We start from the raw sequence: 22,544 nt of genomic DNA on the forward strand, positions 1-22,544 counted from the left end.
CCCTGGTGCGTCCGCCCACGCCTCGCGGCGAAGGCCTCGGCGGACTGTCAGAGGTAGAGTTCCGCGATCTTCGTGATGATGCGGTCGCGTGCCGTCTCGGATCCGGTGAGCCCGATCAGGACGTAGTAGGCCAGGCCCTCAGCGTGCGCGACCAAGTCGAGGGCGGCGCGCCCGGGATCGGTGCCGGTGCCGATCAGGCCTGCGTCCTGGTCCTTGGCCACAAGGTCGGCGATCTGCCGGTGAAAGCGGGTGTAGTCCGCCCGCATCCGCCGCGCGATGACCTCGTCGGTGAGGGCCAGGGCGGTGAAGGACTGGCGGACGCGCAGGTGCGCCCTGGTCTCGGCGTCGTGGGCGATGAGCTCGGTCAGCGCGGCGGTGAGCACCGCGCGCGGCTCGGCGCAGTCGAGGTCCTGGCCCACCAGGGACCTGATGCGGGCGCTGCTCAGCTCGTTACCGCGGTCGAAGGCGGCCTCGATGAGCTTCTGCTTGGTGGGGAAGTAGTGCTGGACGCGTCCCGCCGACACTCCCGCCTGCGCCGCGACCTCGGTCAGCGACACGGCCGGGAGCCCGCGCTCGGCGACGACCGCGAGCACAGCGTCGGCGATCTCCCGCCGCCGCTCCTCATGCCGGGCTCCCACCCCGCGAGTGCGCTGCCGCATCAACAACCCTCAGTTTCTCAATGTGGACACATTGAATTGACTGTCGAGCATAGCGGACCTTATGGTGGCACGCAGTAAACCAATGTGGGCACACTGATTTAAGCGTGGCGGAGGATGATGACGCGGACCGAAGCCGCCGACGCTCCCAGAACCGTCCCACGCTCATCGCCGCCGGGCCTCGTGCTCGTTCTCGCCTGCGTCGCCCAGTTCATGGTCGTGCTGGACGTCTCGGTGGTGAACGTCGCGCTGCCCTCGATCCAGACCTCCCTGGACTTCGCGGCCGCCGACCTGCCCTGGGTCGCGGGTGCCTACACCCTCGCCTTCGCCGGATTCCTGCTTCTGGGCGGCCGCCTGGCCGACCTCTACGGGACAAGGCGGGTCCTCGTCGCCGGGCTCCTCCTGTTCTCCATGCCCAGCCTGGTCGGCGGGCTGGCGACCGCTCCCGCCGTGCTGGTCGCGGCTCGTGCGGCACAGGGACTCGGCGCCGCCGTCCTCGCCCCGGCGACCCTGACCCTCCTCACCACGACGTTCCCCGAGGGACCCCGGCGCACCCGTGCGCTCGCCGTCTGGACGGCGGTGAGCCTGGCCGGCGGCGCGACCGGCAACCTCATCGGCGGCGTCCTCACCCAGACGCTGTCCTGGCGCTGGATCCTGCTGATCAACGTGCCGATCGGCGCCGCCGCCCTCTGCGCGGCGGTCCGCGTACCCGCCCGCCACCACCGGAACGGCACCGCCGCCCGGCTCGACCTCCCCGGTGCCGCGTCGGTCACCGCCGGTCTGGCCCTGCTCGCCTACGGCATCATGCGGGTCGGACCCCGCGGCTGGGGCGATCCGGTGACGGCCGTCGCGCTCGCGGCCGCGGCCGTCCTGCTGGCCGGATTCGTCCTCATCGAGACGCGCCTGGCCCGCGATCCGCTGATCCCCCTGCGACTGTTCCGCCTGCGGGCCGTCTCCGCCGGGAACACGATCATGCTGCTGGCCGGCGCCTGCTTCCAGGTCCCGATGTGGTACTTCCTGACCCTCTACATGCAGGACGTCCTGCACTACACCGCCCTGGAGACCGGCCTCGGGTTCCTCCCGCACACTCTGCTCACCATGGTCATCGGCCTGCGGATCACGCCGCGGCTCATGAAGCGCGCCGACGACCGAACCCTCATCATCGCCGGCGCCCTCGTCGCAGCGGCCGGCTTCCTCTGGCAGAGCCGCATCGGCGCTGGGAGCGACTACCTCTCCGGCGTGCTCGGCCCCGCAATCCCGATCTCCCTCGGTGGCGGCCTGCTGAACACTCCCCTGACCACCACCGTCACCTCGGGCGTCGCCGGACGGGACGCCGGTGCGGCCTCGGGGCTGATGAACACCGCCAAGCAGGTCGGTGGCGCCCTCGGACTGGCCGCCCTCACCGCCGCCCTCGCGGGCCGCGCCACCACCTCGCCCGCGCTCGCCGAAGCCTACGGCGACGCCTTCCTGATCATGGCGGTGATGGCGGCGGCCATCGCCGCCGCCTCCCTCACCCTCCCCGCCAGAAGGGACGCGGCCGTGTCGGCCCGAGCAGGGTAGCGGAGACCCGCCCTCGGCACCCGCTCATTGAGCGCCGCCCCGCTCCCGTTCGGCTCTGGCATGCACCATCGGAAAGCTGGGTCAGCCCCGACCGGCACTCCACGAAGGCGGGAGATGTTCCCACGCGGCATCTATCGGCGGATACACCGCTAGGGTTCTGCCGGCCACGTTGGTCGAGGTTGTGTGACGACACGGCGGGAATGTGCGTGAAGGGCGAAAGCCTCCGGTTGTGGAGTGGAGCTCTCTAGAAACCGCTCCGCCAACAGGGGCCTTCATGTCCCCCACTACCGCTGCCCTGACCCCCTCGCGGGCGTCTTCGGCTGGCGCGTCTGATCGTCGAGGGCGGCTGGCCCATCGCGCGAGCGCCGAACGCTACGAGGTGTCCTGGCCGACCGCCAAACGCTGGGCCGACAGGTACCGGGCCGAGGACGCGGCCGGCATGGTCGACCGGTCCTGTCCGCCGCGTCACAGCCCGTCCCGCATCCCGCAGCCGACGGTCCGCAAGATCGTGCACCTGCGGTGGAAACAGCGGCTGGGCCCGGTACAGATCGCCGGACGGGCCGGGAATGCCGGCCTGAGCTGTTCACGCCGTGCTGACCCGTTGCCGCCTCAACCGGCTCTCGCACATCGATCGCGCCACCGGCGGCCCGATCCGGCGCTACGAACACGACCGGCCCAGCGGGATGCTGCACGTGGACGTCAGGAAACTCGCCGAAACGCCTTACCCGCACACATCAGCCCGCCTGAGGGGAGCCGGCCCACACCGTCCAGACCGTCCGGAAGCCGCCGCGAGCGCGCCGCCGTGGCGCTGCTGGCGGCATGGGTTTCAGTGCGGTGACCGGCTACACCCAGACCGACGAGACGATGGCCCGCTGCTCGGATGTCATTTTGTCCGGAGGAAGAGGCAGACATCCTGGACCCAACCGGAGATGTCGCCCACTCTTATCGGCGTCCAGACATTGGCGCTGGCCACCTGACCGCACATGGGCCCATATCGCTCGCCCTCGATGGCACAGCCTTCCGCGACGACATGGGTCTTGGGGTCGAGCAAGGTCACGATCCCGCTGACCGCGCTGGGCCCCTGGAGGAGACCGACGTGTTCGTTGGCGGTCTGCAGTTCCTTGCCCGTGCATTGGTCCTTGGCGGCCGAGGCCGCGTGAGCCGGTGCGGTGTAAAGGGAGGTCGCGCTGAACAGCGTGAGGACCGCTGTTCCCGTGACCGCAGCTCGTCGCTGCAAAGTGTTACGAGTCATACACCCATGGTTCTGCTACGCGCTCTCGCCCTGGTCACTTCCTGGTCACACCAGCGTCCGTTAAGGATGCCGGCCGCGTGACCGAGAGGGGACCGGGGCGATAGCGGATGGGCGAACAGTGTGCGGTGTCAGTACCGCCCCGCCTGTTCAAGGAGCACTGCGCATGCCGCCTCGGCTACCCCTGCGGGATGTGAACACTTAGGGCCATGAGAGATCAACTCTTAGTCACGAACTGTGGTTGGAGCCACGCGTTCGGCGAGGACGGGTGAGTGTTGCCATGCGTCGATTGAGGTCGTGGGTTGCCGCTGGGCTGTTCTGCTGCGTGCTGGGCTCGGTGGCGGCGGCCGCGCCGACGGAAGCCGCCGCACGAACAGCGGCGCCTCCGGGGCTGGGCGCGCCAGCTGGGCCAGGGCCGAGCGGCCGGGTGGTGGCACACGTGCAGAACACGGGGTCGCGTGCCCAGGACGTGACCGGGGACGACTGGCCCGATCTGGTGGCGCGGCAGGCGGGGACCGGAGAGCTGCTGGTCTACCCGCATGTGGGCCGGTGGGAGGGGGCCGGGAGCTGGCCGACCCCGGTGGTGGCCGGGCACGGGTGGCAGATCATGGACTGGATCGGGCTGGGCGAGGTGACCGGGGACGACTGGGTCGATGTGATCGCGCGCCGCGCCGACGACGGGGTTCTGCTGGTGTATCCGCACACCGGCGTCTTCCGGGGGGACCAGACGTGGGGCGACCCGGTGGTGGTCGGGCACGGGTGGGGCGGGCTACGCACCATCGTGGTCCAGGATGTCACGCTGGACGGTTTCCACGACCTGGTGGTGCGGTGGGGCCGCGACGGCGACGACAGCACCTACGTCTACGTCCACAGCCGTACCTTCCAAGGGGTGGGCACCTGGGGTGAGCGCGAGCGCGCCGGTGAGCATGCCCTGGACAGCTGGCTGATGGCCACCGAATGGTCCGGTGACGACGGCCCGGACCTGCTGCACCACAACTTCGAGCTCGGAACCTTGTTCCTGTCCCCCCACAACCGCGCCTTCGCCCGCGAGAACACCTGGTCCAGCGCTCCACCGATCCAGGTCAGCGGCGGCCAGTGGTTCACCTACGACAAGGTCGACTACCTGCTGCTCGCCGACGCCGACGGCGACGGCTACGAGGACGTGCTGAGCCGCCAGGTCAACGGGGAACTGTGGGCCTATCTCAACACCCGCCGCCTGGACGGCGCCGCCACCCTGCGGCCCCCGGTCACGATCGGCTGGGGCTGGAACACCTTCGACATGATCACCTGACCCCGGCGGGGCTCCACGCCCACCCGCGCCCCCTCCCCTGCGTCCGCCTTCTGCCCGTCGTCTTCGGCCTTTGGAGAGCTCATGCGCGATGTCCCCACCTGGCGCGCCGGTGTGATCGTGCTGGGACTGTGCCTGACACTGATCCCCGTCCTCCCAGCGGACGCGGCGCAGCACCCGGCCCACCAGCCCTCCCCCGGACGGCCCTCCGCCGGCCCCACTGCCGGGCCTTCCGCGGAACTCGCCGGGCCGCCAGGGTCCGGCCACCACGCGGCCAGCCCTGCGCTGGGCACCGCCGGCCGCATCGCGCCGCCGCACCGCCGCGCGCGGGAGTTGCGGCGCGGCCTGGCGTCCGGGCCCACCGGGGCGCGGCTGCACCGGCTGGCCCACGACGGCCGATACCGTGCCGTCACCACCATCCCCCGCACCGGCCGCCGCCTGCGCGGCCCCGCCGACGATCCGGTCACCTTCGACGAGTGCGCCAACCACGGCGGCAACGACCACTACTGGTTCAAAAGCCGGTTCAGCATGTGCTACCGGGAACAACGCCCCATCGTCTACCTGGCCCGCAACCCGCAAGGCGTCGTCTACGAGCAGGGACGCTCACTGGTGGCGATCGAGTTCATCGGCATCGCCCAGCCCCGCCAGACTCAGATCAACTTCGGTGTCCGGCTACGCCACCTCGCCGACCACAACCTGACCCGCAAGACCGACCGGCTCCGGATCAACCTGGTCTGCGCCAACCACGACACAACCCGCCACAGCGTCTGCGACCGCGACCCCCAGGAACCCGCCGGCGGCACCGAACTGACCATCCAGCAATGGCAGGACCGCGGCGGTGCCCCGCTGTGGTCGCACCGCACCGGTACCACCTCTCGTGTGCCCGACGACGGGTACGAAGACGAGAAGCGCGGCTACTTCACCTTCACCGTCGAACTCACCCTCACCGGACCCCTCGGCGGCACTTCCGACCACTTCACGCCCGAGTACTTCCGCTGCGACGTCGCCGACTATGTCGCCACCACACCGCGCTGCGTGTTCCACCACGTCTCCTCCGAGATCCGCATGCGCGCCACCGACACGCGCTTCGCCGAGTCCGCCCAGTTCATCCGCGACGCCCAAACCGACATCACCCTCACCAAGCCCGGCATCCCCGGTAAGAAGGTCCCCGGCAAGGTCGGAGAGAAGCCGCTCACCCGCCTCATCGCCCGCTACGACAAGGGCCGCACCAAGGACGCCTCCCGCCGCAAGATCCGGCGGGTCTGCCAGCACAACTGGGGACTCAACTACACCAAAAGCCCCAACGGCCAAAAACGCCAATGCGACGAATACCCCCTTGCCAGCACCTACGAGAACGCCGCCCGAGTCGACAACAACACCGTCTGGGACTACGCCGTCCGCGCCCTGAACGCCGAACACAACCGCGCCGCCGGAGAATTCATCGAACAGTTCAGAAACAACGACCACGTCCTGGACGGCGACCCCTTCTACATCATCATCACCCCCTAACGGGAGTTGCCGGGGTTGCTGATCGGGCAGACTCGGTGCCTGGTAGCCGCTGGTGAGTACTGGTCCATTAGGTCGCCGACCGGGTCCCTGCGGGCTTCCGCTGTCCTGTTGTCGAGCTTCGGGAAGCCGATCACCGGGGACGAGGACACCGATGAGAAGCGGCTGGCCCTCCGGTATGGGCGGCACGGGTTCAGCCGGTGTGCGGCCGAGCGGAACTGATGCATCGCTCGGCGCGGTAGCTCTCGGCTGCGTTCCGTCGACTGTTGGGGTCGGCTCCATCACCCTGGGCGACCTGACCCGGGCCCATCACGGTCACCATCCTGCCGCGCACCCAGCCCGCCGTGACCGCGTGCCGCGAGGCACTGGACCAGTTCCAGGGTCCGCGAAGGCATGTGCTTCTGGCCCCAGCAGGACTTCCAGGGCCAGATCTTCGTCCGCCCACGCCCCTCGGGCACCGACACCTGCGGCAACATCAACCCCGCCAAGTCGGCGGTCAACCTCACCCGCGAGACCCGGCTGCTGTACGCCTTCGCCCGCTGCGACCTGTCCAACTTCATCACCCAGGTCGAGCCGAACGAGGCCCGCTCCCAGATCGGCCTCGACACCACCGCCCAAAACCACCTCCCCCTCCCCGCGCCGGCCCAGGGGCTACGCGCCCGCGCGGGGCCCGGGGCGCGGTAGGAGCGCACGTCTTTGCCGTGCCCCGGGGCCACCGTCCGTCCAGCGGCCTTCCACGCGCCAGCCAGCCCACAGCGCGGCGGCCCAATGACCACCGTCTACGACAATCCGCCAGCGGAGCCGGGCGGCCTGGCCGGCCCATGTCTCAGATGAGCGCGCCGCGCCATCTCACCGATGATCGTTGGTTGGACAGGGGTGGCGTGACTGGGAAGTGACCGGGCTGATAGCGCAGAGGGGGAGCGTGGGCATGTCAGGCGGATACCGCCTCACACGGGAATGTCCACGAACCGGAATCCCCCGTCAAGGAGAACGACCATGAACGCACCTACGCGTCTCGGCATAGGGGCGCTCGCCGTAGCAACCAGCTGCACGCTGGGGACCGCTGCGCCTCAGACCGCGCAGGCCGCTCCGGCCAGCCCCACCTTGGCGTCCGCCGTAGGGCAAGCCTCCCCGGTCGGCATTTTCTATCCGCGGGCGCGGGCCCACTACTCCGTGCCGCTGTACGCCGAACGTCGACTCGACAGTCAAGTGGTCGGCGGCATCGTCGCGGGCTATGACTACGAGGTACGTCCGGGATGGGAGAAAGGCGCGGCCTTCCCCGACGGGTACTGCGGCACGTCCGGGACTGTCAACGACCATTGGCGCCCGCTCCCCCTACCAGGTGGCAGGACCGGTTGGACCTCGACCATGTGCATCTGGTGACCTCTACCGCCGCGGCGTCCGGCCCGTCCGGGCCGGGCGTGCGGCCTGGGGACCGGTCCCGACCCGGACGTCCGCGCGCCGCTAGTTGTCCTGGGTCATGAGGTTGGTGTCATGGCCGGCTCGCCTATCAGCAAGTCACTCCAAGACCGCATCAGAGCCTGCCCCGCCAGCCGGGAGTCGTCATCATGTTCATGGAGATCATGCGAGCTCATCTTCTGACGTGCGGGACGGACGGGCCGGCCCGGTACCAGATGGTCGGCCTCCTGCTCTGCGCCCTCACCCCCTGCCGCGAGCTCCTCGCGAGCTACCTGCCGCCCGTGTCCTGACTACGATGATGCGGCAGTGCCAGCGCGCAGAAAGCGAGTCCGAGTGCCGCCGCGTGACCAGACGACGCCCCGCCGGGACGGCGGCGCGGCCCGTCCAAAGGGCGCCTACCGCGTCGAGGCGCTCGCGAAGGGGCTGCGCATCCTCGGGCTGTTCTCCGAGCAGCGTCCCGCGATGAAGCTGACCGACATCGTCGGCGAGACGGGCCTGCCGATGCCGACCGCGTTCCGGATGGCGGCCACGCTCGCCGCCGAGGGGTTCCTCGAACAGCTGCCGGACGGCGCGTACCGGCCCGCGCCGAAGGTGCTCACGCTCGGCTTCTCCGCGCTGCGAAGCCTCGACCTCGTGCAGCTCGCCGAGGGGCCGCTGCGCCGGCTCGCCGGGGCGACGGGGCAGACGACGAATCTCGGCGTGCTGTCCGGCGACCACGTGCTGTACCTGGTCAGGCTGCACAACAACGACCTGGTGACGGCGAACATCCAGGTGGGGTCGCGGCTCCCGGCCGTCCGCACGTCCATGGGGAAGCTGCTGCTCGCGTTCCTGGACGACGCGCCGGAGCGCGTGCTGACCGGCGAGTCGTTCGCCGGGACGGGGGGCCCGAACGCCCTGGCCTCCCCGGCCGAGCTGCGTCCCGCGCTGGCCGAGATCCGCGAGCGCGGCTGGGCCCTGCAGGACGAGGAGCTAGCCTACGGGCTGCGGTCGGTGGCGGGGCCCGTCCGGGACGCGTCCGGCGTGGTGGTCGCCGCGGTGAACGTCGCGGTGCCCGCCACCGAGTTCTCGACGGCGCGGCTGCTGGAGGAGATCTGGCCGCTGGTCGAGCGGACCTGCGCCGAGATCACGATGCTCCTCGGCGGCCGCTGACCCTCCCTCAGCCCTCGTCCGCGAGCTTGTGGAAGCGACCGGACTGCATGATCACGTTGAGGTTGGACGAGTCCTGGAGGAGGGCGACGTCGCGCGCCGGGTCGCCCTGGACGACCAGCAGGTCGGCCAGGTAGCCGGGGGCAAGGACGCCGAGCTCGTCCGCCATGCCCATGACCTCGCCGCCCCACTTCGTCGCGGCGACGAGCGCCTCGGCCGGGGTGTAGCCGAACAGGTCGACGAAGAGCTGCAGGTCGCGGGCGTTGCGGCCGATGGGGTTCTGCGGGAAGCCGTAGTCGCCGCCGGGCAGGACGCGGATGCCGCGCCGCCGCATCTCCGGGTAGAGCGCGGTCTGCGCCTCCAACTGCGCGACCGACCCCATGCGCTCGGCCATGGCTCGGTCGATCCCGAACTCCCCGGCCTCGTGGACGTTCGCCCACATGATCCCGACGGCCGGGGCGGCGAACAGCTCGTCCCTGTGCTCTTCGAGCAGGTCGAGGGCCTCCTCGTCGGCGTACGAGCAGTGGTACACCGACCGGAACCCGTTGCGGACCGCCAGCTTGATCGACTCGGGGTTCTGCGCGTGGCAATTCAGCCATACGTCCGCCTCCCGGGCGGCGGCGCCCGCCGCCGCGGCCTGCTCGGCGGTGTACTGGGTCTGCATCGAGCCGCCGGGGACGAAGACGTCGTCGTTGCTGAGCAGCAGCTTCACCGAGTCGAACCCGAGCGCGGCCTGCTCGGCGATGAAGCGGGCGACGCCGGTCGGGGTGGTGTTCTCGGCGCCGTGCCGGACGGGGTTGTTGTCGCGCTCGAAGCTGGCGGCGCGCAGCCGCGGGCCGGGCGTCTCGCCGGCGGCGATCCGGTCGCGGAGCTGGACCTCGACGTTGCCCGGCGTCAGCGAGCCCGCCGAGTAGGCGCTGGTGAAGCCCGCGTCGAGGAGGATCCGGGCGTTGCGCTCGGCGAGCGCCAGGTGCTCGTCCGCCGTCGGCGGGCGGCCGAAGAACGACACGTCGACCGGCGGGTTGAAGCCGGGTTCGAGGTGGCCGACGGCCGACGGGAACGTCAGGTGCGCGTGCCCCTCGATCAGGCCCGGCATGACGGTGGCGCCGGCGCAGTCCACGATGGTGGCGCCCTCCGGCGCGGGGGCGCGGCCCGGACGGACGGCGGCGATCCGGTCGCCGCGCACGACGACCTCGCCGGGGAACGGCTCCCGGCCGGTCCCGTCGAACACCGATCCGCCGGTGAAGACGATCTCGCCCATCGCGGAGCTCCTCAATTTTCAGTGAATGAAAGCAACTTTTCCAAAGTGGTAGTCAGAACGTAATCCAGGTCACATCAGAGCGCCACGGGCGAAGTCCAGCGACGCCGCGAACACGGCGGCGACGTCCGGCACGCCCCGCCAGACGTGGTCAGCGCCCTCGACCCGCCGCAACTCCACCGGGACGCCCGCCGCGTCCAGCGCCGCCGCCATCCGCTCGCTCTGCGCCATCGGCACGAACCGGTCCGCCGTCCCGTGCCAGAGCTGGAACGGCGGCGCACCGGCATGGACGTGCGCGATCGGGCTGGCCTCGGCTGCGAGGTCCGGGACGTCGCCGACCGGCGCGCCGAGCAGCCGCGACTCCCGCGACCCCGGGTCGTCCGGATCCGGCATCGCGGCCAGGTCGTACACGCCGTACCAGCCGACCACGGTCCCGATCCCCGGACCGGTGAGCGCGGCGAGCGCGGCCAGGTGCGCCCCGGCCGACTCGCCCCACGCCACGATCCGGGACCCGTCGAACCCGTGCTCACCGCCGTGGCCGCCCAGCCACGCGACCGCGGCCCGCACGTCGTGGAGCTGGGCCGGATACCGCGCCTCGCCCGACAGCCGGTAGTCCACGGACGCGACGGCGAACCCGGCCTCGGCGATCCGCTCGAACGGCGACGGCCGCCAGCCCGCGAACTCGTGCCCGAAGTCGCGCCGCGTCCCGCGCCGCCAGCCGCCGCCGTGCACGAACAGCACGACCGGCGACGCCACGCCCGGCGACGCGGACGGCAGGTACAGGTCGAGGAGCAGCGGCCGGAACCCGGCCTCGGCGGCGTACTCGACGCCCTCCACGACCCGCACGCTCACGGCGCGCCGCCCGCGGCGACGAACCGCTGCGTGATGCTCCCGACCCCCTCCAGCTCGCTGACCAGGACCTCGCCCGGCCGGACGAACCGCTTCGGGGTGCGCGCGTTTCCGACGCCCGGCGGCGTCCCGGTGAAGACCAGGTCGCCGGGGAACAGCCGGCAGACCCGCGACAGCCGGACGACCAGCTCCGGCACGTCGTAGATCATCGCCGAGGTGCGCGCGCTCTGCACCGTCTCGCCCGCCAGGCTGCACGAGATCGCCAGGTCGGAGGGGTCGCCGAACGCGTCGGGGGTGACCAGCCACGGCCCCGTCGGTCCGAAGTTCGCATGCGACTTGGCCAGGCTGAACTGCGGTTTCGCGCCCGCGAGCTGCGCGGTCCGCTCGGACAGGTCCTGGCCGAGGGTGATCCCGGCGACGTGGTCCCAGGCGTCCTCGCGCCGCACCCGGTAGGCGTCCCGGGAGATCGCGACGACCGCCTCGACCTCCCAGTCGACAGTCTCGGACGGCAGCTCGACGTCGCTGACCGGCCCGGCGAGGCAGCTCGGGAACTTCGTGAACGTCACGGGCGCCGACTCCGGTGGGTATCCGGCTTCGGCGGCGTGCTCGGCGTAGTTGATCCCGATCGCGAACACCTGCGACGGGCGCGGGACGGGCGGCCCGAGGTCCTCGACCGCGAACGGCGCGCCCTGCGCGGCGTCGAGGCCCGCGGCCCAGTCGCGGAACGCGTCCCACTCGGCGAAGACCTCCTGCGGGTCGGCGGCGAACCGGCCGCCGCTCGCCTCCGCGACGTCCACGGCCGTGTCGCCCCCAGCGGTGTCGCTCACGACCACGACGAGGCGGCCCTTGAGGTTGGCGGTCCTCACCAGTCGACCTTCTCCGGGGCGGGCTCGCCGTGGGCGTCCTGCCAGGACACCACGGGGTTGCGCAGCGTCCCGACGCCCTCGATCTCGGCCTCGACGACGTCTCCGGGACGCAGGTAGAAGTCGAACGGGTTCGGCTGGACGGCCGCGACGCCCGAGACGGTGCCGGTGGTGATGATGTCCCCGGCGCTGAAGATCTGCGGTGAGTGGTAGGCCACCAGGTGCGGGATCGACACCCGCATCTGCTTGGTGTGCCCGGTCTGCCGCACGTCGCCGTTCACCCGCAGCTCCATGGCGAGGTTCTGCATGTCCTCGATCTCGTCGGCGGTGACGATCCAGGGGCCGATCGGACAGAACGTGTCGATCGCCTTGCTGAAGGAGAACACGCCCGACTCCATCTCGCGGCGCTGGATGTCGCGCGCGGTGATGTCGTTGAAGACGGTGAACCCGGCGATGTGCTCCAGGGCCTCGTCCGGGCCGAAGAACTTGCCGGGCTTGCCGATGATGACGGCCAGCTCCAGCTCGTAGTCCAGCTCCTTGGTGAGGTGCTCGGGATAGACGATCGGGTCATCCGGGCCGATGATCGCGTCGACGTTCTGGAAGAACACGATTCCCTTGTGGACCGGGTGCGACCAGTTGACGGCCTGGAGCTCCTCGTGGTGGTCGGCGAAGTTGCCGGCGGTGTGGAAGAACTTCTTCGGCCGGATCGGCGCGCGCAGCCGCACGTCCGCCAGCTTCAGCCGTTCGCCGGTCTCGCCGACCTTCCCGTCGCGCTCGAAGTACGCGCGGGTGGACGGGACGTCCAGCTCGATGACGTCGTCGCCGTCGAGCCGCCCGACCCGGCCCTCGTCGAAAGTGATCAGCTTCATGGGGCTCCGTTTTCCTTCTTCCAGTGAATCAGCAGGTCAGTGATGGTCCGGACGGCCGCGGGAGGCGCGCTTCTCCACCGCCGACAGCAGCGCGTTGACGGCGAACGCCCCGACGCAGACGACCAGCACCATGGCGTCCAGCGCGGCCGCGCCGTGGTTGGTGATCTGGGTGGAGATGAACGTGCCGACGCCGTCCACCGAGATCATCAGCTCCGCCAGCAGCACGCCGAGCAGCGACAGCGCCGCGCCGATCTTCAGCGCGCCGATGATGTCGGGCAGGCAGGCGGGCACCACCAGGAGCAGCAGCCGGCGCAGCCGCCCGGCGCCCATGGCGCGGCCGGAGTCGAGGACGACGGGCTCGACCGCCGCGCCCGCCGTCATCGTCATCAGGATCACCGGGACGATCCCGTGGATGACGCCGAACGCGATCTCCGAGCCGTCGCCGAGCCCGAGCCAGAGCACGAACAGCGGGTACAGCGGCGCCATCGGCAGCGCGTACAGCACGGACATGATGTCGCGGCCGCCGAGGTAGACGTGCTTGTTGAGGCGTCCGAGCAGCAGCCCGATCGCGGGCCCGGCCACGGCAGTGATCGCGAACGCGGCCAGGAACCGGTACGTGGTGTACCCGACGAGCGTGAGGGACCGGCCCTCCAGCACCGCCGGCAGGCCGTCGGCGACGATCCGGCTGGGCGAGGTGAGGTAGTCGCCGCCCGCGCCCGACAGCCGGGTCAGCGCCTCCCACACCGCGACCAGCGCGGCCACGGTGCCCCAGCGGACGAGGTGGACCGCCGCCGCCTCCCGCGGCCGCGCCGTGCGCCGCGCGGCCGCGGGAGCGGCTCCGGTGATGGCCGTCATGTCACTTCGCCGAGACGATCTGGGTGCTGAGGTAGGCGTCCTGCGCCGGCGACGACGTCGCGATGCCTAGCTTCGGCAGCGCCTTGGCGTACCCGGCCATGCCCGCGGCGCTGATGCCGCCGTCGGGGGTGAAGCCGCCGATCAGCGCGTCGTAGGTCTGCTCGGCGATCGGCTTCGGCATGCTGAGCTTGGCGACGGCGAGGTCCACGGTCGGCTGCTTGTTGGCCTTCATCCAGGTCAGCGCCTTGGTGTAGGCCCCGGCGAGCTTCTGCAGGTTCGCCTTGTTGTCCGAGATCGTGGACTTCTTGGCCATCAGCACCGCGAACTGCGAGTTCGGGCCGAGGACGTCCGACGCCTTCTGCGCGATCCTGCCCTCGTGCTTGGCCTGGAGCAGGAACCCGAAGTTCACCGGCAGGACGAAGCCGTCGACGTCGCCGCGCTTCATCGCCGACATCGTGGCGGCCGGGTCGCCGAGCGGGACCTCCTTGACCTTCTCGAAGTCCACGCCGGACGCTTCCGCGGTCGCGCGGGTGATGTAGTCGGTGAGCGAGCCGGCCTTGGAGATGCCGAGCTTCTTGCCCGCGATCCCGGAGAAGCCGGTGATGCCGGACTTCTCCGGGACGATCAGCGCCATCGGGCTCTGCCCCATCACGCCGAAGAACGCCTGGGTGTCGAGCTTCTTCGCGGCGCCCGACACCGCGTCCAGCCCGGTCGCGGCGCCGACGTCGACGGACCCGCCGGTCATCGCCTTGGTGAGGTCGGACCCGGCGCTGAAGTCGACGACCTTGACGTCCAGCCCGGCGTCCTTGAAGAAGCCCTGCTGGATGGCGACCCGCGCGGGCATCGCGTGCACGAAGTCCTGCGCCTGGACGAGTCCGAGCGTGATCGAGGTGGACGGACCGGACGACCCGCCGCCACCGCACGCGGTGAGCGCGGCGGCGCACAGCGCCACGACCGCGGCGATCCTTGCGGTGACCTTCATCGGGCAATGCCTTTCTGCAGGACGTGGGTGGTGAGCGAGAACAGGAGGTTGACGGCGACCGTGACCAGGCAGGCGATCACGATCCAGGCGAACAGGCCGGGGCTGTCGAGGCTCTGGCTGGCGGTACCGAGCTGGTAGCCGATCCCGGCGGCGCCCGCGATGAACTCGGACGCGATGACAGTGACGAGCGTCAGGCCGAGCGACACCCGCATCGCGGCGAGCACCGGCCCGAGCACCGCCGGCAGGACCACCCCGGCCAGCCACTGCGCGCGGATGGCGCCCATCGTCCGGGCGGCGGTGATCAGCCGGCCGTCGACGCCCGCGGTCGCGCGGGCCGCCGCGATCGCGATGGGAAAGAACGCGTACAGCAGCCCGAGCGCGATCTTGGAGTGCGAGCCGACCCCGAGCGTCGCCGCCAGCACCGGGTAGAGGATCACCAGCGGCAGCGCGTTCAGGCCGGTCAGGACGGGTTCGTAGGCGCGGCGCAGCAGCCGCGACGAGCCCACGAGCACCCCCGCCGGGAGCGCGATCGCCGTCGCGACCCCGAACGCGATCGCGGTCTCCTCCAGCGTGGTGCCGACCGGCTCCAGCAGCTTCGACGGCTCCGCGGCCAGGTCCGAGAGCGCCCGCCACACGTCGCCGATCGGCGGCAGCAGCAGCGGCGCGACCGCCCCGGTCCCGGCGAGCAGCGCCCACACCGCGAGGACGGCGGCGACCGTCCCGGCGTAGACCAGGGCGCGGCGCGGCGCGATCACCGCACGTCCCCAGGGTCGTCCTCCAGCAGCAGCGCCGACAGGCGGTCGGTGAGCGCGTGGAACTCCGGCGTGCGCAGCACCTGCGGCTCGCGCGGGCGCGGCAGCGGGACCTCGATGACCTCCTTGATCGTCGCCGGGCGCGGCGTCATCACGATGATCCGGTCCGACAGGTACGCCGCCTCCGACAGGCTGTGCGTGACGAACAGCACCGTCTTGCCGTGCTCCTCCAGCAGTGTGACGAGCTGCTCGCCGATCTTCAGCCGGGACAGCTCGTCCAGCGCCGCGAACGGCTCGTCCAGCAGCAGGATCGACGCGTCCGACACCAGCGCCCGCGCGATCGCGACCCGCTGCCGCATCCCGCCCGACAGCTGGTGCGGGAACCGGTGCGGGACGTCGCCGAGCCCGACCGCGCGGAGCGCGTCCAGCGCGCGCGCCCGCCGCTCGGCGCGGCCGACCCCGGCGAACTGCAGCGCGATCTCCACGTTGCGCACGGCGCTGCGCCAGGGGTACAGCGCGAGGTCCTGGAACACGAACGCCACGTCCCGGGGGCGGGGGCCGTCCACCGGCGTCCCGTCGACCAGCAGTTCCCCGGACACCGGCGCGAGCAGGCCGCCCACCGCGCGCAGCGCCGAGCTCTTCCCGCACCCGGACGGCCCGATCAGGCTGACGAACTCGCCCGGCCGCACGTCGAACGTCAGGTCCGTCGCCGCCGTCGTGTCGCCGTAGGCGAGGGTGAGGTCGCGGGCGGCGACCCTCGTCCGCTGCGCCTCCTGAACCCCCGCGGCCTCCCGTACGCCCCCGGCCATGGCGCGCTCCTCGCGCTGCCCCGCCATCGCGCTACGCCCCGACCATGTTGAACCCGCCGTCGGCGAGCATGTAGGCGCCGGTGATGTGCGAGGCGTCCTCCGTCGCCAGGAACAGCGCGGTGCCCGCGACGACCTCGGGCGGCGGGATCTGGCCCAGCGGCGTCTGCGAGATCAGCTTCTCGCGGCGGCCCGACTTCCAGTCCTCGCGCTCCAGCGTCGCGCCCGTCTCCATGAAACCGGGCGCGAACGTGTTGACCCGGACGGCCGGCGCGAACGCCGCCGCGTACGACTTGGTGATGCCCAGAAGCCCGTACTTGGCGGCGGCGTACTGCGGGGCCCGCGCGCTACCGCGCACCACCACGGTCGAGCCGATGTTCACGATCGCGCCGTGGCCCTGCTCCAGCATCCGTGCGCCGAACTCGTGCGTCATCAGCAGCGTGCCCTTGACGTCCACGTCGATGACCCGGTCGAGGGACTCCTGCGTCAGCTCCCGCCACGACATCTGCTCGGTCGCCACGTCGCCGACATTGTTGACCAGCACGTCCAGCTCACCGGCAATCTCGAACACCTCGTCGGCGAGGGCGCGGATCGCATCCCACGAGCCGATGTCGGCCTGCACGACGAACGCCTCGGCGCCCGCCTCCCGGACCCGCTCCGCGGTGCGCTCGGCGCCCTGCTTGGAGGAGTTGTAGTGCACCCCGACGCGGGCGCCCTCCTGCGCGGCCCGGACGGCGATCTCGGCGCCGAAACCGGTGCCCGCCCCCGTCACCAGCACCGTCTTCCCTTCGAACCGCGGGAAGATCTTCTGAGTCATGTGGTTCTCCCAGTCGTTTCAGACGAGCGTGCGGCCGCCGTCGACGTACATGACGTGCCCGGTCACGAACGCCGCGTGCGGCGAGGACAGGAACAGGATCGGGCCCACGACCTCGGCGGGCGTGCCGAGCCGGCCCGCCGGGACGAGGCGCACAAGGTCCTCGCGGACGCCCGGCTGCTCCAGATAGGCGGCGGTCAGCGGGGTCTCCACGTAGCCGGGAGCGACGGCGTTCACGGTGACGCCCCGGCGGGCCCATTCGGCCGCCATGACCCGCATCATCTGGTTCAGTCCGCCCTTGGACGCGGCGTACGGCCCGTGCTTGCTGTGCGCCAGATGCCCCGACACCGAGGACAGGAAGATGATCCGCCCGCCGCCCGCGTCCACCATGTGCCGTCCGGCGGCCTGGGCCGCGCCGAACGCGGTGAGCAGGTTGGTGCGCAGCACCCGGTCCCATTCGGCCTCGGTGAACTCCAGCACCGGGCGCCGGTCGTTGATCCCGACGCAGTGCAGCAGCACGTCCAGGCCGCCCATCGCCTCGATGGCGCGCGCGACGACGGCGGCGCCGGCGCCCTGCTCGGTGAGGTCGGCGGCGATGGTGTGCAGCCGCGTCGCGTCCGGGCCGGGCTCCAGCGCGTCCAGCCGGTCCTGGTCCCGGTCGACCGCGGTGACGGCCGCGCCAGCGCCGAGGTAGCCGCGGGCGCACTCCGCGCCGATCCCGCCCGCGCCGAGCACCAGCACCCGGGCGCCGTCCAGGCACAGCCACGCGGTTCCCGTGCCGGGCAGCGCCTGAGTCGTCCCGTCAGCCACTTGCGGTCCCTCGCCTTCCCCAGTTAGCTTTCATTCTATGAAACCCACTTTCACAAGGCATGAGTATGGTGTGACGCCGGTCATGGCGTCAAGGCGCGCACCTGGGGGCGGGCCGTGACCGGCAAGCCGGACCCCTCGCGCTACCACATCGCCGCCCTCGCCAAGGGCCTGCAGGTCCTGAGCCTGTTCGACGGCGCGACGCTGTCCCTGCGCACCAGCGACATCGCCGCCCTGACCGGCATCCCGATGCCCACCGCATTCCGGATCGTCGCAACCCTCGAAAACCTCGGCTACCTGGAACGCCGGCACGACGGGACCGTCCAGCCCGGCGTCAAGGTCCTCACCCTCGGCTCCGCCGCGATGCGCGGCTCCGGCCTCGTGCAGCTCAGCGACCGGCCGCTGCGGCTGCTCGCCGACGCCACCGGCGAGACCGTCAACCTCGGCGTCCTCGTCGAGGACCGCGTCCTGTACCTCGCGCGGCTCCGCAACGCCGACCTCGTCACCGCCAACGTGCACGTGGGCTCGACCCTGCCCGCCACCTACACGTCCATGGGCAAGCTACTGCTCGCCCACCTCCCGCCGGACGAGCTGGACCGCCGCCTCACCGACGCGTCGTTCGCCCCCGGCGCCGGGCCGAACGCGGTGCCCGACCGCGCCGCGCTCCTCGCCCAGCTGGAGGAGATCCGCAGCGAGGGGTACGCCGTCCAGGACCAGGAACTCGCCCAGGGTCTGCGGTCGGTGTCGGTCCCCGTGCTCGGCCCGGACGGCGCCCCGGCCGCCGCGGTGAACGTCGCCGTGTCCGCCCTGCGCCGCCCCCTCGCCGACCTGCACGGCGAGATCCTCGACCGGCTCCGCGCCACCGCCGCCGACATCACCACGAGACTGAGGACCCGATGACCCGCAAGCACCCGTTCCGGCCCGCCGACCTCGACGGCGACCGGCTCGCCCTCTACCGCTCCATCACCGAGGGCCCCCGCGCGCAGGGCCCCCGCCTGTTCGACCTGGTCTCCGACGACGGCGTGCTGCTCGGGCCGTTCAACGAGTTCCTGCTGCGCCCGGCGCTCGGCGACGCCCTCCAGCGGGTCGGCGCGGCCGTCCGCTACGCGGGCTCGCTCGGCGGCCGGGCCCGCGAGATGGCCATCCTCGTCGTCGCCGCCCACTGGGACAGCGCCTTCGAGCGGACCGCCCACGAGGCCGTCGGACGGGCCGCCGGACTCACCGACGCGGAGCTCGCCGCGATCGCCGCCGGCGCGCCGCTGGACCTCGACGACCCGGACGAGGCCGCCGTGCTCCGCCTCACCCGGGCGCTCGTCACCGGCGACGTGAACGACGCCACCTGGGCGGCCTGCGTGCCCCCGCTGGACCGCGAGACCGTCTTCGAGCTGACCACCCTCGTCGGCTACTACGCCACCCTCGCCCTCCAGATGCGCGTCTTCCGCGGCTGACGCGGTTCGGCCGAGGCGTTCACCGGACTCGATGCCGGGACGGGCGATGCGCGGAACGATCCCCTGACCGCGAGCCAGGCCAGATGCCCCGCAGGGCGATAAGCCTTTCCGCACGGACCTTCACCGGCCGCCGACGGCGCGGGCCGCGCCGTGATCGGATCGCCGGCCCGCCGCGACCTGAGCGACCCGCTGCTGGGCGCCCCGATCGGTGCCGTCGCAGCCCGCCGGGGCTTCACCAGTCCGGCCCACTTCAGCCCGGCCTTCCGTGCCGTCTACGGGCTCTCCCTCGCCAGTTCCGCCAGAGGGCCGCAGAGAAGGGCCGAGGGCCGTCAGACCCTTCGCTCTGACGGCCCCGCTCGGCCGCACCGTCATGACCTGTCGAGTGCGATAGGGGACGGCGGCGATCCGTGACCGAGAAAGCGCAGCTCGTGCCCTGACCTGCTCAAGAGCTAGCAATACTTGTAGCTCGTATCCACGGACCAGACGGGGCGCCAGTTGGCGGATTTGAAATTCCGCGAGAGGTCGGGCGCCGAGGCGGGGCCCGGATAACACGCGATAATGCTCCCGACCGCACCCCCGTCGAACGTCAGCGCGTCCACGCCGCCCGACTGGTTGTTGATGATCCACTGGTAGTTGCTGTCGTAGTTGAAGTTGTGGACGCCGTAGGACTTCTCGTCGTACAGCCGGAAGACGTACCAGTAGTTTCTCGTCCTCGTCTGGTTCGAGAGCACGTACAGGCAGACGTAGAACTTGGCGCATGAGGGCAGGTAGTCCTTCGACTCTTCGCCGCGCGGCCGGTCCATCCACCTCCAAGGACCCTCGATGCCGTCGACCTTCGGCTCTCCCCCGGGGCCGATGTAGGGGTCGGCGGACGCGCTCGGCGCGACGGCGATCGTCGACAGCAACATCGCCGATGCCGCGACGGTGACCGCGGCGAACCTTCTCTTCGGCATTCGCGCCGCTCGCATGATCATGTGGCCCTCCTGGTTCGCGATGAGCGCGCGTGTCGCGCCACTCTGGGATAGCGAGTTCGTCCTTTGAATTTTGGATGAGGCGCCATAGGACATCTATCTGGTGAGTGCACACTGCTTTAGGATCCGTACACTGTTCGGCGCCGACCGTCCGCGCTGGGCACACCGGGCGGCCGCCACCTCCCGGGGTCGGGGCCCCCGGTGACCCCTATCCGCAGGCTGAGCGAGCCGAAGCCAATCATGGTCCGTGGTCGAGAAGCAGCCGCGGAAGGTCGGCGGGGTCGACGCCGGCCCGTTCCAGGAGCTCCCGCGCCGCCGCCGGCGTCCGCCCGAGGGGCACCGGCCCGGCGACGAGACCGGCCCTGGGCGGTCCCTCGCCGCCGATCAGCCGTGACTCCGGTGTGGCCGACGGCGGGACGCGGTACACCCGCCATCCCGGCCACATGGCGGGGGAACCGGCGACGGCGAGGTGGGGCCGCCGCCACGCGACGAAGGTCCACCGGCCGTCCGCGACGGCGTGCACGAGGGCGGTCTCCAGATGCCGTCCGAAGAGGGTGGCGACGCGGGCGGTGACCGGGACCGGGTTGCTGAACTTCCCGGTGACCCGGTGGATCCCGTGGTCGGATTCCAGCGCCGAAAGGATCTTTCTGGACGGAGGTCGTCTCTTCCGGATCACTTCTTCTTCGGAGATCCGCAGTGCGTCAGCCAGTCGGCACCGGTCCCGAGGTGGTTGGTCACCAGGTAGTCGGCACCGGCCGCTATCTGCAGGTTCCACCAGTCGTGCCGCTGATCGTTGTTGCAGGCCACGATGGCGCACTGGAAGAACTTTCCCGACGACAGCCCGCGCTTCGAACCGTCCGGGCCCTCATAGAGGCGCACCTTGAGGCCCGCGGCATGCGCACGATCAACCAGTTCCTGGTACTTGCGCTTCTCGTCCTCGGTAAGGGAGCCGTTCGAGGAGACGCAGTCGCTGAAACTGCCGTTGAGGACGGTGACGTGCTCCGCGTACGCGGTGAGGTGGGGATCCTTGGGAGTCGCGGGGTCGAGTTGGTCCGGGACCTTGCACCTCTCGCCGTTCTCACAGCCCCGCTCGGCGGTCGACGTGCAGGCCGTGAACCCCTGCGAGAACGTGATGTGCGGCGGCGGATTCTCCACCGGGTTCTGGCCGGGAAGGCCCACGATGAGACTCACCGGAAGGACGACCTCCACGCTGTCGGGAAGGTCCTTCACCGCCTTGACGATCTTCTCGTAGGCTTCTTTGCGCTGCTTCACGCCGTCCTTGGACTTGACCTCCACGAAGAGCTGGAACTTCCCGTTCTGCCCCGGATAGATCTGCCCGCCGTTCTTCTTCGCCCGGTCGATGAGGGGCTTGACGTACGTGGCGCGGAACTCCCTCCCCTCGGGGTCGCCGATCGCCTCATGGGTCACCATGAGGCGGCCGGAGGGATCGAACGCCAGATCCACCTCCACACTCGTGGCCCCGTTGCTCAGCGCGTTCTTGAGCGGCCGGCGGTTCTGGTAGTCGTTGTGCGCGTTGAGCCCGTCGACCCACTTCGCGCCAGGGTTCGGCGCGCACACCCGCGGCGGGATCGGAGCCTTGGCCGTCAGCGGCACCCCCGGCACCGCACCCCGCGCCGCCCCGGCCCTCGGAGCACGGGGCGCCATCAAGGGACGCGGGGACGCTCCACCGGCGTTCCCGCTCACGGTCCGCGCCCTTCCGCAGTCCCCGCCGAACATCCGGCACAGCGCCGCCTGGCATGCCCGGGCAGGCCTCTCGCCTACCGTTTCGACAAGGCCGGTGACGACCACGGCGGCAACCAGAAGAAGCGCGCCGTACTCGATCGCCGACGCCCCAGAATCCCGAGAGATCATGCTTCTGAGGATGAGACCGCTCGCTCCCGGCGTCCAGGGCCCACCGGCCCAACCTCCCACCCGCCCGAGAGCCCGGCCCCAGTGCCTGGGAGCCGGGCCCTGAGTTCGCGGGTCCAACGACTCCGGCACCGGAGGCTTCGCACGTGCGCCCGCGAACACCCTCCGAGGAACCGAGGGGGCCGGAAGACCGGGTTCCCGATCATCACGTACAGGATCCCTCCGAAGGCGTACAGATCCGTGCGGTCGTCCACCGGATCCCCGCGCCACTGCCGGGAGCCATGTACGCCGGAGTGCACGCCATCCGGCCATAGAGGGTGTGGGTCGCCGTCTGCTGTCGGTCGGCGATCAGCTGCCGACCGTGCGGGACGTGGCGGCGAAACTGGCCATCAACCCGAACACGGCAGACGCTGCTCACCGGCCGGCTGCTCCGCCCCGCCCAACTCGCCCAGATGCGCACCGCCTGGACCACCGGCAGACTACGATTACGGCCTCGGCCTGCGAACCAAGCTCCTGGCCGACGGAACCCGGCTCTGGGGCCACGAGGGCGACATCTTCGGCTACCAGGGCCGCCCGC

Annotated in this window: 23 protein-coding genes and 1 pseudogene; 9 read left to right on the forward strand and 15 right to left on the reverse strand. The window is 71.1% G+C overall.

The genetic code is table 11. The features are described 5' to 3' along the window. Positions 1-47: 47 nt before the first annotated feature. Positions 48-659 carry a TetR/AcrR family transcriptional regulator gene (locus BKA00_RS12700; RefSeq protein ID WP_221493129.1) on the reverse strand — a complete coding sequence of 204 codons (612 nt, stop codon included), beginning with the start codon at positions 657-659 and terminating at the stop codon, positions 48-50. Positions 660-776: 117 nt separating this feature from the next. On the opposite strand from BKA00_RS12700, the gene BKA00_RS12705 reads away from it, so the two are divergent. Beyond that, positions 777-2,216, forward strand: coding sequence for an MFS transporter (locus BKA00_RS12705; protein WP_185025093.1), 1,440 nt, complete (start codon positions 777-779; stop codon positions 2,214-2,216). 274 nt (positions 2,217-2,490) lie between these two features. Then, positions 2,491-2,938 (forward strand): annotated as a pseudogene (locus BKA00_RS12710) (leucine zipper domain-containing protein); the annotation flags it as partial. Positions 2,939-3,099: 161 nt separating this feature from the next. Here the strand turns inward: BKA00_RS12710 and BKA00_RS12715 are convergent. Then, positions 3,100-3,468, reverse strand: coding sequence for a hypothetical protein (locus tag BKA00_RS12715; protein WP_185025095.1), 369 nt, complete (start codon positions 3,466-3,468; stop codon positions 3,100-3,102). Between the two features lie 436 nt (positions 3,469-3,904). Here BKA00_RS12715 and BKA00_RS12720 point away from each other — a divergent pair, with 436 nt between their 5' ends. From BKA00_RS12720 to BKA00_RS40405, 5 genes are all read left to right on the forward strand, one after another. Continuing rightward, the gene (locus BKA00_RS12720; RefSeq protein ID WP_185025096.1) at positions 3,905-4,756 is read left to right on the forward strand and encodes a hypothetical protein; all 852 of its coding nucleotides are present in this window, start codon (positions 3,905-3,907) and stop codon (positions 4,754-4,756) included. A gap of 81 nt (positions 4,757-4,837) precedes the next feature. Next, entirely contained in the window at positions 4,838-6,262 is a 1,425-nt protein-coding gene (locus BKA00_RS12725; RefSeq protein ID WP_185025097.1) for a NucA/NucB deoxyribonuclease domain-containing protein, read from the forward strand. A gap of 390 nt (positions 6,263-6,652) precedes the next feature. After that, a complete protein-coding gene (locus BKA00_RS12730; protein WP_185025098.1) occupies positions 6,653-6,943 on the forward strand; it encodes a hypothetical protein in 291 nt (96 codons plus the stop codon). A gap of 899 nt (positions 6,944-7,842) precedes the next feature. After that, positions 7,843-7,968 (forward strand): hypothetical protein, encoded by a 126-nt coding sequence (locus BKA00_RS39810; protein WP_268248234.1) that lies wholly within the window; start codon positions 7,843-7,845, stop codon positions 7,966-7,968. Positions 7,969-8,011: 43 nt separating this feature from the next. Next, a complete protein-coding gene (locus tag BKA00_RS40405) occupies positions 8,012-8,827 on the forward strand; it encodes an IclR family transcriptional regulator (protein WP_221493130.1) in 816 nt (271 codons plus the stop codon). 7 nt (positions 8,828-8,834) lie between these two features. Here the strand turns inward: BKA00_RS40405 and BKA00_RS12740 are convergent, their stop codons facing one another. The 10 genes from BKA00_RS12740 to BKA00_RS12785 form a co-directional block, all read right to left on the reverse strand. After that, a complete protein-coding gene (locus BKA00_RS12740) occupies positions 8,835-10,085 on the reverse strand; it encodes an amidohydrolase family protein (protein ID WP_185025099.1) in 1,251 nt (416 codons plus the stop codon). A 69-nt stretch (positions 10,086-10,154) separates the two neighbouring features. Continuing rightward, positions 10,155-10,934 carry an alpha/beta hydrolase gene (locus BKA00_RS12745; RefSeq protein WP_221493131.1) on the reverse strand — a complete coding sequence of 260 codons (780 nt, stop codon included), beginning with the start codon at positions 10,932-10,934 and terminating at the stop codon, positions 10,155-10,157. Further along, positions 10,931-11,797, reverse strand: coding sequence for a fumarylacetoacetate hydrolase family protein (locus BKA00_RS12750; protein ID WP_185025100.1), 867 nt, complete (start codon positions 11,795-11,797; stop codon positions 10,931-10,933). Before BKA00_RS12750 ends, BKA00_RS12745 begins: the two co-directional genes overlap by 4 nt. Then, positions 11,794-12,663, reverse strand: coding sequence for a fumarylacetoacetate hydrolase family protein (locus BKA00_RS12755; RefSeq protein ID WP_185025101.1), 870 nt, complete (start codon positions 12,661-12,663; stop codon positions 11,794-11,796). Before BKA00_RS12755 ends, BKA00_RS12750 begins: the two co-directional genes overlap by 4 nt. A 36-nt stretch (positions 12,664-12,699) precedes the next feature. After that, positions 12,700-13,518, reverse strand: a complete 819-nt coding sequence (locus BKA00_RS12760) for an ABC transporter permease (RefSeq protein WP_185025102.1) — start codon at positions 13,516-13,518, stop codon at positions 12,700-12,702. A 1-nt stretch (position 13,519) separates the two neighbouring features. Continuing rightward, entirely contained in the window at positions 13,520-14,500 is a 981-nt protein-coding gene (locus BKA00_RS12765) for an ABC transporter substrate-binding protein (protein WP_185025103.1), read from the reverse strand. Further along, positions 14,497-15,255: an ABC transporter permease gene (locus BKA00_RS38865; RefSeq protein ID WP_185025104.1), complete on the reverse strand. Its 759-nt coding sequence runs from the start codon at positions 15,253-15,255 to the stop codon at positions 14,497-14,499. The genes BKA00_RS12765 and BKA00_RS38865 overlap by 4 nt, the downstream gene beginning before the upstream one ends. After that, positions 15,252-16,061: an ABC transporter ATP-binding protein gene (locus BKA00_RS12775; RefSeq protein ID WP_185025105.1), complete on the reverse strand. Its 810-nt coding sequence runs from the start codon at positions 16,059-16,061 to the stop codon at positions 15,252-15,254. Before BKA00_RS12775 ends, BKA00_RS38865 begins: the two co-directional genes overlap by 4 nt. Before the next feature lie 31 nt (positions 16,062-16,092). Beyond that, positions 16,093-16,875, reverse strand: a complete 783-nt coding sequence (locus BKA00_RS12780; RefSeq protein WP_185025106.1) for an SDR family NAD(P)-dependent oxidoreductase — start codon at positions 16,873-16,875, stop codon at positions 16,093-16,095. An 18-nt stretch (positions 16,876-16,893) separates the two neighbouring features. Further along, complete coding sequence (locus BKA00_RS12785; protein ID WP_221493132.1) at positions 16,894-17,682, reverse strand: SDR family NAD(P)-dependent oxidoreductase; 789 nt, start codon at positions 17,680-17,682, stop codon at positions 16,894-16,896. 114 nt (positions 17,683-17,796) lie between these two features. Between BKA00_RS12785 and BKA00_RS12790 the strand changes: the two genes are divergently transcribed. Continuing rightward, a complete protein-coding gene (locus BKA00_RS12790) occupies positions 17,797-18,579 on the forward strand; it encodes an IclR family transcriptional regulator (protein WP_185025107.1) in 783 nt (260 codons plus the stop codon). After that, on the forward strand, positions 18,576-19,127 hold the full coding sequence (locus BKA00_RS12795; RefSeq protein ID WP_185025108.1) for a carboxymuconolactone decarboxylase family protein: 552 nt from the start codon (positions 18,576-18,578) through the stop codon (positions 19,125-19,127). The genes BKA00_RS12790 and BKA00_RS12795 overlap by 4 nt, the downstream gene beginning before the upstream one ends. 449 nt (positions 19,128-19,576) lie before the next feature. Here the strand turns inward: BKA00_RS12795 and BKA00_RS12800 are convergent, their stop codons facing one another. The 3 genes from BKA00_RS12800 to BKA00_RS12810 form a co-directional block, all read right to left on the reverse strand. Further along, positions 19,577-20,101, reverse strand: coding sequence for a hypothetical protein (locus tag BKA00_RS12800; RefSeq protein WP_185025109.1), 525 nt, complete (start codon positions 20,099-20,101; stop codon positions 19,577-19,579). Between the two features lie 235 nt (positions 20,102-20,336). Continuing rightward, entirely contained in the window at positions 20,337-20,774 is a 438-nt protein-coding gene (locus tag BKA00_RS12805) for a hypothetical protein (protein ID WP_185025110.1), read from the reverse strand. Continuing rightward, the gene (locus BKA00_RS12810) at positions 20,771-21,763 is read right to left on the reverse strand and encodes a PI-PLC domain-containing protein (RefSeq protein WP_185025111.1); all 993 of its coding nucleotides are present in this window, start codon (positions 21,761-21,763) and stop codon (positions 20,771-20,773) included. Before BKA00_RS12810 ends, BKA00_RS12805 begins: the two co-directional genes overlap by 4 nt. Positions 21,764-22,544 lie beyond the last annotated feature (781 nt).

It is taken from the genome of Actinomadura coerulea, assembly GCF_014208105.1.
GTDB classification, from domain to species: domain Bacteria; phylum Actinomycetota; class Actinomycetes; order Streptosporangiales; family Streptosporangiaceae; genus Spirillospora; species Spirillospora coerulea.

Bases quoted from the DNA above. Each gene is read 5' to 3' on its own strand.
- BKA00_RS12760 (WP_185025102.1), bottom strand. From the start codon at position 13,518: ATGACGGCCATCACCGGAGCCGCTCCCGCGGCCGCGCGGCGCACGGCG.
- BKA00_RS12705 (WP_185025093.1), top strand. From the start codon at position 777: ATGACGCGGACCGAAGCCGCCGACGCTCCCAGAACCGTCCCACGCTCA.
- BKA00_RS12700 (WP_221493129.1), bottom strand. From the start codon at position 659: ATGCGGCAGCGCACTCGCGGGGTGGGAGCCCGGCATGAGGAGCGGCGG.
- BKA00_RS12810 (WP_185025111.1), bottom strand. From the start codon at position 21,763: ATGGCGCCCCGTGCTCCGAGGGCCGGGGCGGCGCGGGGTGCGGTGCCG.
- BKA00_RS12730 (WP_185025098.1), top strand. From the start codon at position 6,653: ATGTGCTTCTGGCCCCAGCAGGACTTCCAGGGCCAGATCTTCGTCCGC.
- BKA00_RS12795 (WP_185025108.1), top strand. From the start codon at position 18,576: ATGACCCGCAAGCACCCGTTCCGGCCCGCCGACCTCGACGGCGACCGG.
- BKA00_RS12780 (WP_185025106.1), bottom strand. From the start codon at position 16,875: ATGACTCAGAAGATCTTCCCGCGGTTCGAAGGGAAGACGGTGCTGGTG.
- BKA00_RS39810 (WP_268248234.1), top strand. From the start codon at position 7,843: ATGCGAGCTCATCTTCTGACGTGCGGGACGGACGGGCCGGCCCGGTAC.
- BKA00_RS12740 (WP_185025099.1), bottom strand. From the start codon at position 10,085: ATGGGCGAGATCGTCTTCACCGGCGGATCGGTGTTCGACGGGACCGGC.
- BKA00_RS12765 (WP_185025103.1), bottom strand. From the start codon at position 14,500: ATGAAGGTCACCGCAAGGATCGCCGCGGTCGTGGCGCTGTGCGCCGCC.
- BKA00_RS12725 (WP_185025097.1), top strand. From the start codon at position 4,838: ATGCGCGATGTCCCCACCTGGCGCGCCGGTGTGATCGTGCTGGGACTG.
- BKA00_RS12800 (WP_185025109.1), bottom strand. From the start codon at position 20,101: ATGATCATGCGAGCGGCGCGAATGCCGAAGAGAAGGTTCGCCGCGGTC.
- BKA00_RS12755 (WP_185025101.1), bottom strand. From the start codon at position 12,663: ATGAAGCTGATCACTTTCGACGAGGGCCGGGTCGGGCGGCTCGACGGC.
- BKA00_RS12715 (WP_185025095.1), bottom strand. From the start codon at position 3,468: ATGACTCGTAACACTTTGCAGCGACGAGCTGCGGTCACGGGAACAGCG.
- BKA00_RS12775 (WP_185025105.1), bottom strand. From the start codon at position 16,061: ATGGCCGGGGGCGTACGGGAGGCCGCGGGGGTTCAGGAGGCGCAGCGG.